Annotated in this window: 13 protein-coding genes; 3 read left to right on the top strand and 10 right to left on the bottom strand. The window is 53.1% G+C overall.

Translation table 11 applies throughout. From position 1 onward, the window contains the following. Positions 1-48: 48 nt before the first annotated feature. From tkt to yneA, 4 genes are all read right to left on the bottom strand, one after another. Positions 49-2055, bottom strand: coding sequence for a transketolase (tkt, locus tag NSQ22_RS06930; protein ID WP_008879527.1), 2007 nt, complete (start codon positions 2053-2055; stop codon positions 49-51). A gap of 119 nt (positions 2056-2174) precedes the next feature. Beyond that, positions 2175-2405: a DUF896 domain-containing protein gene (locus NSQ22_RS06925; RefSeq protein ID WP_008879528.1), complete on the bottom strand. Its 231-nt coding sequence runs from the start codon at positions 2403-2405 to the stop codon at positions 2175-2177. Between the two features lie 133 nt (positions 2406-2538). Next, positions 2539-3192, bottom strand: coding sequence for a recombinase family protein (locus tag NSQ22_RS06920; protein WP_008879529.1), 654 nt, complete (start codon positions 3190-3192; stop codon positions 2539-2541). Between the two features lie 18 nt (positions 3193-3210). Beyond that, positions 3211-3516, bottom strand: coding sequence for a cell division suppressor protein YneA (gene yneA, locus NSQ22_RS06915; protein ID WP_008879530.1), 306 nt, complete (start codon positions 3514-3516; stop codon positions 3211-3213). A 157-nt stretch (positions 3517-3673) separates the two neighbouring features. Here yneA and lexA point away from each other — a divergent pair, with 157 nt between their 5' ends. Beyond that, positions 3674-4297 carry a transcriptional repressor LexA gene (lexA, locus tag NSQ22_RS06910; RefSeq protein WP_008879531.1) on the top strand — a complete coding sequence of 208 codons (624 nt, stop codon included), beginning with the start codon at positions 3674-3676 and terminating at the stop codon, positions 4295-4297. 63 nt (positions 4298-4360) lie between these two features. Here the strand turns inward: lexA and glnA are convergent, their stop codons facing one another. From glnA to hflX, 4 genes are all read right to left on the bottom strand, one after another. After that, entirely contained in the window at positions 4361-5695 is a 1335-nt protein-coding gene (glnA, locus tag NSQ22_RS06905) for a type I glutamate--ammonia ligase (protein WP_060475769.1), read from the bottom strand. A gap of 39 nt (positions 5696-5734) precedes the next feature. Then, positions 5735-6136: a MerR family transcriptional regulator gene (locus NSQ22_RS06900; RefSeq protein ID WP_008879533.1), complete on the bottom strand. Its 402-nt coding sequence runs from the start codon at positions 6134-6136 to the stop codon at positions 5735-5737. A gap of 76 nt (positions 6137-6212) precedes the next feature. Further along, positions 6213-7484 carry a methionine gamma-lyase family protein gene (locus NSQ22_RS06895; RefSeq protein WP_008879534.1) on the bottom strand — a complete coding sequence of 424 codons (1272 nt, stop codon included), beginning with the start codon at positions 7482-7484 and terminating at the stop codon, positions 6213-6215. Between the two features lie 13 nt (positions 7485-7497). Continuing rightward, entirely contained in the window at positions 7498-8745 is a 1248-nt protein-coding gene (gene hflX / locus NSQ22_RS06890) for a GTPase HflX (protein ID WP_008879535.1), read from the bottom strand. A 152-nt stretch (positions 8746-8897) separates the two neighbouring features. On the opposite strand from hflX, the gene NSQ22_RS06885 reads away from it, so the two are divergent. Together NSQ22_RS06885 and NSQ22_RS06880 are read left to right on the top strand one after the other, a co-directional pair. Beyond that, positions 8898-9503, top strand: coding sequence for a trimeric intracellular cation channel family protein (locus tag NSQ22_RS06885; protein ID WP_008879536.1), 606 nt, complete (start codon positions 8898-8900; stop codon positions 9501-9503). Between the two features lie 530 nt (positions 9504-10033). After that, entirely contained in the window at positions 10034-10495 is a 462-nt protein-coding gene (locus NSQ22_RS06880; protein ID WP_223812832.1) for a YjdJ family protein, read from the top strand. Between the two features lie 56 nt (positions 10496-10551). Here the strand turns inward: NSQ22_RS06880 and NSQ22_RS06875 are convergent, their stop codons facing one another. Both NSQ22_RS06875 and NSQ22_RS06870 read right to left on the bottom strand, forming a co-directional pair. After that, the gene (locus NSQ22_RS06875) at positions 10552-11430 is read right to left on the bottom strand and encodes a DMT family transporter (RefSeq protein ID WP_060475767.1); all 879 of its coding nucleotides are present in this window, start codon (positions 11428-11430) and stop codon (positions 10552-10554) included. A 156-nt stretch (positions 11431-11586) separates the two neighbouring features. Then, positions 11587-12735, bottom strand: a complete 1149-nt coding sequence (locus NSQ22_RS06870; protein WP_008879539.1) for a thiolase family protein — start codon at positions 12733-12735, stop codon at positions 11587-11589. Between the last annotated feature and the right edge of the window lie 106 nt (positions 12736-12841).

Here is a 12841-nt window from a genome sequence, read left to right as displayed (position 1 = left end):
GTTGCCCTTGCAACAGCACAAGGGCAACCTGTTCTCACGGTCATTGAATTACTTGCCAAGCAACGCTTTCACGCGATGAACGACGTTATCGACGGTAAAGCCGTATTCCGCCATAATTTTTTCTCCCGGAGCGGAGGCGCCAAACCGATCGATGGCTAAAATGTCGCCATCCGCACCAACATAGCGTTCCCAACCGAGCGAGGCGCCCATTTCAATGGCCAGCCGCTTCGTCACCGCCGGCGGAATCACTTCATCACGGTACGCTTTTGGCTGCGCTTCAAAGCGATCCCACGATGGCATGCTGACGACCGAGACGTGAATCCCTTCGGCAGCGAGCGCTTCTTGTGCTTGCACCGCCAAGCTGACTTCCGAACCGGTTGCCAAAAGCAGCGCCTCCGGAGCACCGTTTTTCGCCGGCGAGACGACGTACGCACCTTTTTTCACGCCTTCATATGCCAAATCAGCCGTTGTCGGCAACGTCGGTATGTTTTGACGCGTCAGAACGAGCGCGGTCGGCTTGTCCGTCGATTCAACCGCCAGACGCCATGCCGCCGCCGTTTCGTTCGCGTCAGCCGGTCGGATGACTGACAAATTCGGCATCGCTCTTAAGGAAGCGAGCTGTTCAATCGGCTCGTGCGTCGGGCCGTCTTCACCGACAGCAACGCTGTCATGCGTCAAAACATAGGTAACCGGCAGCCCCATGAGCGCTGCTAATCGAATCGCCGGACGCAAATAGTCGGAGAACACGAAGAACGTGCCACCAAATACTTTCACCCCACCATGGAGCGCCATGCCGTTTAACGCCGCTCCCATGGCAAATTCGCGCACACCAAACCAAATGTTGCGCCCTTCATAGCTGCCCGGCAAGAAATTGCCGCCTTCTTTAATAAGCGTTTTGTTCGAGCTTGCCAAGTCCGCTGAACCGCCCAACAACTGCGGCACCGCTTTGGCAATGGCGTTGATGACTTCCCCGGACGACGACCGGGTCGCCAAACTTTTTCCAGCTTCGTACACCGGCAGCGCAGCTTCCCAACCGTCTGGAAGTTTCCCTTCGATCGCCTGCTTCAGCTGGGCGGCCAATTCTGGATACGCCTGCTCGTAAGCGGCCAATCGTTCATTCCATTCGGCTTCTTTTTTCGCCCCGACTTCTTGTACCGTTTCCCGGAAATGGGCATACACTTCTTCCGGCACATAGAAATCTTCGGCAAACGTCCAGCGATACGCTTCTTTTGTCAATTTCGCCTCTTCTGCACCGAGCGGAGCGCCGTGAACACTCGATGTGCCTGCTTTCGTCGGCGAGCCGTAGCCGATCGTCGTTTTCACTTCAATGAGCGTCGGCCGGTTGAGGTCAGCCCGCGCCTCTTCAAGCGCTTTGGCGATTTCCTCGATGTTGTTGCCATCTTCGACGCGCAAATATTGCCAACCGTACGCTTGGAACCGTTGAGCGACGTTTTCCGAGAACGATAGGTTAAGCTCTCCGTCCAGGGAAATGTCGTTCGAATCATACAGAACGATCAAGCGGCCCAACTGCAAATGACCAGCGAGTGATGCAGCTTCGCTCGCTACTCCTTCCATTAAATCACCATCGCCGCAAATCGCGTACGTATAATGGTCAATCATATCAAACCCGTCACGATTGTATGTAGCCGCCAAATGCCGCTCAGCCATCGCCATACCGACTGCCATCGCAATTCCTTGGCCGAGCGGGCCGGTCGTCGCTTCCACTCCCGGCGTATGGCCGTATTCCGGATGCCCTGGCGTTTTGCTTCCCCATTGGCGGAACTGTTTCAAGTCGTCCATCGATACGTCGTAGCCGCTTAAATGAAGCAGGCTGTAAAGCAGCATCGACCCGTGCCCAGCTGACAAGACAAACCGGTCGCGGTTGAACCAGTTTGGATTCGCCGGATTATGATTCATGAATTTCGTCCAAAGGGTGTACGCCATCGGCGCCGCGCCCATCGGCATGCCCGGATGCCCGGATTTCGCCTTTTCGATCGCGTCAATCGACAGCGTTCGAATCGTCGTAATCGCTAGTTGTTCAATCGAATGCGCCATCATTTTCCTCCCCTTCGTCAATATGGTGTCATTTACTATCATATAGAAAATTGACTTCTTTGTACAACGTTATTTTCGCTGTCAAAAAACAAGGAGCCTTCGCCTTTCTTAACTGCCGGTTAATGGAGGCGATGGCGCTGGCTTTCCTTTAATTTTTTAGGCGTCACGTCATTGCCGTTCGGGTCGATGACCTTCACCGTGTGAAGCATATCGGTCATCGCTTTGCGAAACGCCTGAATGTATTCGCGGCGCAGCTTTGCCTGCTCCATCACTTCTTCCGGCGACAAGCCGACCGTTTTTGCCTTTTTGGCCAGCTCATTGATGCGGGCCAATTTATGTTTGGCAAGCATTGAGCATCTTCTCCTATCTACCATATTATCGTTCTGTTTTATCTTATCCGATGACACGGGGAGATGGCAACGATGACATCTTGACCTTCTTTCTTTGCCGATCCGCACCTTCAGAGCCAAGGACAACACGCAGTCAATGCCGCCCTTGCTGTTCATCCATATACTCTTGATAGCGGCGATGGACGGTCGCTTTGGACGCCTCGTAACCAAAGCTCCGGAGCGTCGCAGCGATGTCCGCAAACGTCAAGCCGCGCTCGCGCAGGCGAACGATCTCTTCGACTGGCAGCTCAATCCGATCGCGCCCAGCGTTTTCCCCACGGCGCGTTAAGTTCCGCTCCGGCCGGTAACCACGGGCAATGGCCCGCTGCATCCCGCGCTTAATCTTCGCATTATGTATTTTCCGTTGATACTCCTCGACGATGGCAATAATCGACAGCACCATCTCATCAGCCTCTGACAGCGGCATCTCTCCATGGTGGCTGGCGCTGTATATTTTCACCCCTCTTTTTTTCAAGCAGTGCAACACTGCCATGCGCGCATGGCCACGCCCGAGTCGTGTTTCATCTTGAATGAGTAAGGCGTCGACCTCCTCTTCTTCACAAAGCGCAAGCAGCTCGAGTACTCCGTCACGGTCGGCTTCGTAGCCGCTCGCCTGCTCGGCGATCACTTTGATGACGTCAAAGCCGCACTCTTTCGCCAGCTTCTCCAGTTCGGTGCGCTGCCGTGCAAGCGATGTTTCCTGCTCCGTTTTATCCGTGCTGACACGGCAGTAAATGACCGCCTTCATGACCATCCCTTCTTTCTATCACCGCTTGACGGCCAATGAGCCGTCCTGCTTTGATTTTAACACAGGGATGACGATTTGTTCACCGGCGGTGAGGCGCGAGCTCGGCAAACGATTGACATCGACCACCCAACGAATAAATTCGTCCGGCGACAAGCCGTGCGCCGGCTCGTATTGCTTCGCGAGCCCCCAAAGCGTATCGCCGGAGGCGACCGTTACCGTCATGTATTGTTTTTTGTCAATCGGGCTGCTGGCGTAGACGAATCCTACCAAGACGAGTGCGAGCAAACACGAAAAAATGAGGTAATGCAGCAACGTTTTCTTCATTTCCCCCACCCTTTTTCTAGAATGTGTGTTCGCCTTTTCTTTCATTATAATCAAGAACGTTTGTTCTCGTCAATAAAAACTCGAACTTATGTTTGTTTTTCCATTTCGCCCGTGCTATAATGAAAACAAATGATGTGGCAAGAGGGTGTGAAAAAGGATGACGAAACTGTCCAAACGGCAGCAACAAATTTTAGAGTTTATCAAGCAAGAAGTGAAAACGAAAGGCTATCCTCCGTCGGTAAGGGAAATCGGGGAAGCAGTCGGTTTGGCATCGAGTTCAACCGTCCACGGCCACCTTGCGCGTCTAGAAAGCAAAGGGTACATCCGTCGCGACCCAACGAAGCCGCGCGCCATTGAAATTTTGGACAGCGATCTGACAAAAGAAAGGGAAAAAGAGGAGGTCATTTCCGTGCCGATGATCGGCAAGGTGACAGCCGGCCAGCCGATCACCGCCGTTGAAAATATTGAGGACTATTTCCCGCTGCCGAAACGGCTTGCTGCCGGCGAAGAACAGCTGTTTATGCTTGAAGTGATGGGCGACAGCATGATCGAGGCCGGCATTTTGGACGGCGACTACGTGATCGTCCGCCAGCAGTCGTCCGCTAACAACGGTGACATCGTCGTTGCCATGACGGAGGAAAACGAAGCAACGGTGAAACGATTTTTCAAAGAAAAAGACCATATCCGCCTGCAGCCGGAAAACGTCCATCTCGAACCGATCATCGTCCGTGACTGCACGATTCTCGGTAAAGTGATTGGCGTCTATCGTCTGATCAACTAAAAGTCCGTTCAGCGCCGTGCTCCATAACAAAAGCTGCCCCGTTTGTCGGGGCAGCTTTTATGATTAGTACAGCTCCATATATTGGTCCAATTCCCATTGATGGACCGTTGTCCGATACATATCCCACTCGATTTCTTTCGCTTCGACGAAATGCTCGAATAAATGTTTGCCAAGCGCTTGGATGATCACCTCATCCGATTTTAAATTGTCGAGCGCTTCGATCAGCGTCGCCGGCAAATCGACAATCCCTTCTTCAAGCCGTTCTTCTTTTGTCATGACGTAAATATTTCGGTCAACCGGCGCCGGAGGAGTGAGCTTGTTGCGAATACCGTCAAGCCCAGCCGCCAACAGCACGGCCATCGCCAAGTACGGGTTCGCCGCCGGGTCGACACTGCGCACTTCAATGCGGGTGCTCATGCCGCGCGAAGACGGAATACGGATGAGCGGGCTGCGGTTGTGCGCCGACCAAGCAACATAACATGGAGCCTCATAGCCTGGAACAAGCCGCTTATACGAGTTGACCGTCGGGTTCGTCACCGCCGTAAAGTTTGGCGCATGTTTCAGCACACCGGCGATAAACTGCCGCGCCGTATCGCTCAACTGCAAATCGCTGTTCGGATCAAAAAAGGCGTTTTCGTTATTGCGGAACAACGATAAGTTGCAGTGCATTCCCGAACCGTTAATGCCGAAAATCGGCTTCGGCATAAACGTCGCGTGCAGCCCATGTTTGCGAGCGATCGTCTTGACGACAAGCTTAAACGTTTGAATGTCGTCGCATGCTTTGATAGCATGGGCATATTTAAAATCGATCTCGTGCTGCCCCGGGGCGACTTCGTGGTGCGATGCTTCAATTTCAAACCCCATTTCCTCAAGCTCAAGCACGATGTCGCGCCGGCAGTTTTCTCCCAAGTCGGTCGGCGCCAAATCGAAATAGCCGCCGCGGTCATTCAATTCCATCGTCGGACGCCCATTTTCATCGAGCTTAAAGAGGAAAAATTCCGGCTCCGCCCCTAAGTTGAACGCCGTAAAGCCGAGCGCTTCCATTTCCTTCAGCACGCGTTTTAAATTGTAGCGCGGGCAGCCTTCAAACGGTGTGCCATCCGCATTGTAAATGTCACAAATAAAGCGGGCGACTTTCCCTTTTTCCGCGGTCCACGGAAAGATGACAAATGTATCTAAATCAGGGTATAAATACATGTCCGATTCTTCGATGCGGACAAATCCCTCGATCGATGATCCGTCAAACATCATTTTATTGTTAAGCGCCTTCTCAAGCTGACTGATCGGAATTTCGACGTTTTTGATCGTACCCAAAATATCGGTGAATTGCAGGCGAATGTACTTGACGTTTTCTTCTTTGACGATGCGCATAATGTCTTCGCGCGTATATTTTGCCATATCTAAACTCCTCCCCGGCTCCGAAATCATTTTCCATCATTAATGAAAGAAGCGAGCGAGATCTCCTTGGCGAAGCGATGCGCGCTGAAACCGTCCGGCCTGCAGCAACTCCGTCCGCAACATTTCGCGCAACTCCTCGTCCGACAGCTTCGGTTTTTCTGCTTTTCCAACTTTTTCTGACGGTTCATGGTGCCCCTCTTGCTGAGCGGCAAAAATTCGCTTAATGCCGGCAAGGTTGACACCTTGGTCAATTAAATCTTTAATTTCAAGCAAACGGTCGATATCATTGAGCGAAAACAGCCGCCGGTTGCCCTCGGTGCGCGCTGGCATAACGAGGCCGTGCTCTTCATAATAGCGGATTTGGCGCGCTGATAAGTCCGTCAGCTGCATCACGATCCCAATCGGAAACAATGGCATGGAACGACGAATGTGGCTGCTCATGCCAATTCCTCCTCGCTTTTGATACCTTTATTTTACCATAATGTTAAGAAATGAGTCAATGAGATGTTACATTTTCTCACAAACAAATCAACTGCTGTTCAAGCAAGCGGTGAACCGCCGAACAAACAGCGATTTTCACGTGTGAATACGTAAGACCGCCTTGAACGTATGCGACATATGGCGGGCGCAGTGGCCCGTCTGCCGTCAACTCAATGCTCGCTCCTTGCACGAACGTACCAGCGGCCATGATGACTTTGTCCTCATAGCCGGGCATCTCGCTCGGGTATGGAGTAAAATGGGCGTTCACCGGGGAAGAAGCTTGGATGGCTTGACAAAAAGCAACCATTTGCTCTGGATCGTCAAAACGAACTGACTGTACAAGATCGGTGCGCTTGGCGTCCCATGCCGGCGATGTCTCGAGTCCCACCCGCTCAAGCATTGCGGCGGTGAACACCGCTCCTTTGAGCGCCTGTCCGACAACATGTGGAGCCAGGAAAAATCCTTGGTACATATCAGGCAGGCTGTACAGCGACGGGCCGACTTCGGCGCCGATGCCCGGTGAAGTCATCCGATAGGCGCACGCTTCGACATACTTCCGCTTTCCGACAAGATAGCCACCCGTTTTTGCCAGTCCCCCTCCTGGGTTTTTAATGAGCGAGCCGGCCATGAGATCAGCGCCGACATGGCATGGCTCTTTCTCCTCGACAAACTCGCCATAGCAGTTGTCGACAAACACGACGACATCTGGCTTGATTGCCTTGACAAAAGCGATCATCTCGGCGATTTCGTCGACCGTAAACGATGGACGTGTCGCGTAGCCGCGCGAGCGCTGAATGCCAATCATTTTCGTCCGTTCGTTCATCGCTTCACGCACCGCTGGAAAATCAACCGCTCCGTCCGCCGTAAGCGGTACGCTCCGATAACGAATCCCAAACTCTTTCAGTGAGCCGACGCCGCTGCCGCGAACGCCGACGATCTCTTCAAGCGTGTCGTACGGAGCCCCGGTGATGTAAAGCAGTTCATCGCCCGGGCGCAGCACGCCAAACAGCGCGATGGCGATCGCGTGCGTGCCAGAAATGATTTGCGGACGGACAAGGCCCGCTTCTGCGCCAAATACATCCGCGTAAATGCGATCAAGCGTATCGCGCCCTGTATCGTCATAACCGTAGCCAGTCGTCGGGATGAAATGGCCGTCGCTCACTTGATGGCGGCGAAAACTGTCGAGCACGCGATATTGGTTCGCCTCGACACGTTCATCGATGGAGCGGTGGATCGGCGCAATTTGTGCTTCAACTTCCTCGATGAGAGCAGCGATTGTTTCTCCGTATCTCCACTGTGTCCAAAACATAGATAAACCCTTTCTATCGTTGAAATAATTGAAGCTCCCCATATAGCGGGTGCGTCGGCAGCACGTACCCTTGGCACTCGTACGTGCCCCCTTGTTCATTATAATGCCATTCCTGCAAAATTGTGTCCGTTTTTAACTGAGCAAGCAATTTTCCTTTTCCGCTCGGAATTGATACGTCGTAACGACTCATTTGCTGTTTCACCGCTTCTTCGATAAAGCGGCGGAGCCGGTCAACATCGGTGGCCGAGAGTGCGCTCATCACGATTGCATCAGTTGTTGTCGGGAGAAATTGTGGCGCTTGCCGGTCGCTTTTATTGTAAACGGTGACGGTCGGAATCGAAGAAGCTCCTAGTTCCGCCAAAAGCTGCAATACGGTACGCTCATGTTCAGCGTAATCCGGATGCGACGAGTCGACGACATGAAGCAGTAAATCCGCTTCTTTCACTTCTTCAAGCGTTGAGCGAAACGCGGCGACAAGCGTCGTCGGCAAATCTTGAATAAATCCGACCGTATCGGTGAGAAGCACCGTATACCCGCACGGCAAAATGCACTTGCGCGTCAGCGGATCGAGCGTGGCAAACAGCAAGTTTTCTTCCAACGAGTCGGCAGCGGTCAACCGGTTAAAGAGCGTCGATTTGCCAGCGTTTGTATAACCGACAAGCGCTACTTGAAATGCGCGGTTTTTTTGCCGACGCTCCCGATATCGCCCGCGATGCTCGGCGACGCGCCGCAGCTCGCCTTTAATGTCATCGATGCGGCGGCGAATGTGACGGCGATCCGTTTCAAGCTTCGTCTCCCCCGGGCCGCGCGTGCCGATGCCGCCACCAAGGCGAGATAACGCCGCCCCTTGGCCGCTAAGGCGCGGCAGCATATACTCGAGCTGGGCGAGCTCAACTTGCAGCTTTCCTTCTTTCGAACGGGCACGCTGAGCAAAGATATCTAAAATGAGCTGCGTCCGGTCAATGACTTTCACCTCACCAAGCATGTTCGTCAAATTGCGGGCTTGGCTTGGCGACAGCTCGCTGTTGAAGACGACGAGATCCGGCTCCAGCTGCTTGACGATGGCGGCAAGCTCTTCTGTTTTCCCTTTGCCGATATACGTTGCCGGATGCGGCGATTCGCGTTTTTGCACAAGTTCCGCCACCACTTCGCCGCTCGCTGTCGCAACGAGTGAAGCGAGCTCCTCCATTGAATAGCGGAACCGTTCGTCATCAACACCGGCGAGTTGACAGCCGACGACGATCGCTTGTTCTCGGCCCATGACATCCCTTCCTTTCTAACGGTCCTTTTTCTCTGCTCTCATCATACCAAATCCAGCTGCCACCCTGCCAGTTCGTTCAAAAAATGATTGATTTCCCGCCGTTTTTGCCCCTACAATGATACAGGAAAACAGCATGGAAAGGAACAGCGAGAATGACGTGGGAAGTGTTAAGCATCATCGGAACCATTGCCTTTGCCATCAGCGGGGCGATCGTTGCGATGGAAGAAGAGTACGATTTGCTTGGGGTGTACATTTTAGGGATCGTCACCGCCTTTGGCGGAGGGGCAGTGCGCAATTTGTTGATCGGGATTCCTGTATCCGCGTTATGGCAACAAGGTCCGCTTTTTCTTGTCGCCTTAGCTTCGATGACTGTTGTGTATTTGTTCCCAAAACAAATGCTCCCGCCGTGGAAGCGATGGGGCAACTTTTTTGATGCTCTCGGCCTGTCAGCATTTTCCATTCAAGGAGCACTGTATGCCGTGAACATGGGACATCCGTTAAGCGCAGTCATCGTCGCCGCTGTGTTGACCGGTAGCGGCGGCGGCATCATCCGCGATGTGTTGGCGGGAAGAAAGCCGCTTGTGTTGCGCTCGGAAATCTACGCCGTCTGGGCGATTTTAGCCGGTCTCGCTATCGGGTTGAAATGGACAGAGTCGCCAGTGGAACTGTATGTACTGTTTACTGTCGTCGCCGCCCTTCGTATTTTGTCGTACACATATGGCTGGAAACTGCCGCGCCGAGCGGTTGGAGGAGAGTGATTGAAAACATGACCGTTCTTTCAATATTGTCTTCCATTTTTCAATTTTTGTAATCCTTATTCGAACATCCCCTTCACTTAGTGATGACGATATACGATTCTCGTAAAATCATACCAACGCCCAAAGAAAAGGCGGATCCGAAACGGTCATGTTTTTTCAACAAAACACAACATCTGTTCTTTCTTGATTGTGTTGCATGCGGTAACAAGAAAAGGTGTCCCGCGCCTTTTGGGACACCTCCGCATAACTCCAAGCAACAAGCAACTTTTTCTTTATGACAACGGGCTGGCTTTGCCCGACGAATGGCATCGGTGCATTCGACTTTCACATAAGCACGATCTTCCAAGAGCGCTTGTTGGATGTCGGTTCATCGTTCTCCCATCCATCTTGACACAATCCGATCGTTTCTAGGACATCCAGCAGGGATGATTATTTCGGCGAATCGGACACATGTCTTCTCCCTGCGCGTTCATCGTAATAAAGGCGCATGGAAGCAAAATGGCTTATATGAAAAGGAGGAGACCATCGATATGTATCGACTCATCCAATTCGGCGTCGTTGCGATGATTTGGTTCTTTTCTGCTTTAGTATCTTGGTATGAAGGAAGCGCGATTCTCGACGATCCTTGGGAATGGAAATACTCAACGCCATTTTCACACTGGCTCGCCGGCCCAGTAGTTCATGAGCACGACATTTCTCAGCTTGACTATTTCGTATATGCCGCCAAATTCCGCCCTGTTTTTCCAAGTTTGCTCATCGTTTGCACCGTCTATTTGCTTATTCTCGCTGCATCTTATTTGAATCAACGCACATTTGCCTATGTGTTGTTTGTCTTCAGTGCAACGCTTCCTGGGCTTGCACTTCCTTTCATGGATGCGACGACAGCGGGCGGAACATGGCTAGCGATCGTTTTGTCCGGATGCGCCCTCGTATGCGCGGCACTCGGAGCAATGACCATCAAAAACCATTCCGTTCGACAAGCAAAATCGTAAGCATGAAGGCGAAGACGCCCAACGCAGGCGCTTCGCTTTTTGTTTCGTATTCCTTCTTACGCGCTTTGCTCGCTTCGCACGGCCACTACGACCCCAGCAACAATCAGCACCCCGCCTATCCAAAAGCTAACGTCAAGCTGCTCATGCAAAAACAGCCAGCCAAAGAGCGAACCGACGAGTGGTTGGAAAAAGAAAAAGAGCGAGCCGATGCCGGCGTCGATCATTTCCAACCCTTTGTTCCACAAGAAAAACGCGCCTGCTGTTGACACGATGCCAAGGTACAACACGCCCAACACGACGAGTGCATTCCAGTGAACAGCGGTCAGCTCTGGACTTTCCACCATCAGCATCGGCGTCATGCCGATAAACGCCACCAAGATGGCGAATGTCGTGATGGAAAGGACGGATAAGCGAGCCGATGCCATTTTCACCAGCACCGACAACAGCGCCCAAGTGACCGCTGCGCCAACTAACGCCATATTTCCGGCAAATGTCGACTCCCCACCGCCCCCGAGGCCGACGATGACGATGACCCCCGCTGTCGCCAACAACAATGCGGCAAGCTTCCGCCATGTGAGCGCTTCGCCAAGAAGCCAACGGGCAAATAAAACGACAAACGCCGGTGTTGAAGCGGTAATGAGGGAAGCAGTATGGGCATTCGACCATTTCGTGCCAACAAATTGCAGCGAAATGGAAACGATATAACCGATGACACCGATTGCGATTACCATCCCCCAGTCGCGCCCATGTTTTGGGAGGGGCTCCCGTTTTGCCGCAACAATCGCGACAAGCACAACCAAGGCAATGGCATAACGCAGCCAGACGAGCGTAAACGGCGGGATGTAGTCCAACACGTATTTGCTCACGACATACATCCCGCCCCAAATGCTGGCAGCGAGTGACAAATAGACGGAAGCAAGAACGGGCTGCTTCATCTTGCGCAGCGCCCCCCTTTTTATCTGCTTTTCTTCATCTTATCACATCCCCGCCCTCCGTCCTACGGTTTTTCATAAGCAAAAAAGCAGCGGGCTTGGCGGCTTGTTGGCCGCTCCCGCTGCTGATGGTGCGAGCTCAATGTGTATTGTCACGCCTTACTCACGCTCGATGATTGTTGCTGTCGCCATGCCGTGGCCGATGCAAATCGTCAGCAGCCCGTAGCGCCCCTTCCTCCGTTCGAGCTCATGAACGAGCGATGTCATCAGCTTCACGCCGGTTGCGCCGAGCGGATGGCCGAGTGCGATGGCGCCGCCGTTGACATTCACTTTCTCCAGCGGAGCACCGATTTCTTTTTGCCAGGCGAGCACAACTGGGGCGAACGCTTCGTTAATTTCAATGAGATCGATGTCCTCGATCGTGAGCCCGGCTTTTTTCAGCACTTGCCTTGTCGCGGGGATGACACCATCCAGCATATACGTCGGGTCGGAGCCGACGACCGTTTGCGCGATAATTCGCGCTCTCGGTTTCAGTCCGAATCGGCGCGCCACCTCTTGCTCCATCAGCAAAATGGCGGCCGCCCCATCGCTCATTTGACTCGCATTGCCGGCGGTAATGACGCCGTCTTCTTGAAACACCGGCTTAAGCGTGGCGAGCGCTTCCGGCGATGTATCGGGACGAGGCCCTTCGTCATCGGTGACAAGGATTTCACGACCATCGCGGTCCAGCCCTTTGACCGGAACGATTTCGGCGCGAAACTTCCCTTCACGCAAGGCGGCCAAAGCGCGCTGATGGCTTTCGTAGGCGTAAGCGTCAAGCTGCTCGCGCGTTAAGCCGTACTTTTTGGCGATTCGCTCCGCCGAGACGCCTTGATGGATGAATTCGTACTTTTCATGAAGCGACGGCGGAATGGTCCGCTCGTTGCCATCGCTTAAAATCGGAACTTTCGTCATACTTTCGACTCCTGCAGCAATGGTGACATCCATATCGCCTGAACGGATTTCCTGTGCAGCAAAATGGATCGCCTGCTGTCCTGAGCCGCACATTCGATTGATTTGCACGGCTGGCACTTCGATCGGAAATCCAGCCTCCAACGCCGCAAGCCGGCCGATGTTGTATCCTTGTTCGGCGATTGGCGTCACGCAGCCCATGACGATATCTTCCACCTGCCCTTTTTCAATGCCGGCCCGACGCACGACTTCATCAAGCACCGTAGCGGCCAAATGGACCGGATGAACGTCGCGAAAAACGCCGTTCCGTTTACCGACCGGTGTTCTGACGGCTTCAACAATCACCGCTTCACGCATGATGCCATTTCCTCCTTCTGCTTCGCTTCGTCATTGCTCCTTTTCCCGTTATCCGCCTCACAACAACTATCCCTTTCGTTAAACGCCGCCCTTCAAGGCGACGAAT

Source organism: Geobacillus sp. FSL K6-3411, from assembly GCF_037965715.1.
Taxonomy (GTDB): domain Bacteria; phylum Bacillota; class Bacilli; order Bacillales; family Anoxybacillaceae; genus Geobacillus; species Geobacillus thermodenitrificans.
The sequence above is the reverse complement of the archived record's forward strand: the minus strand, read 5'-3'. Positions and strand labels throughout refer to the sequence as shown.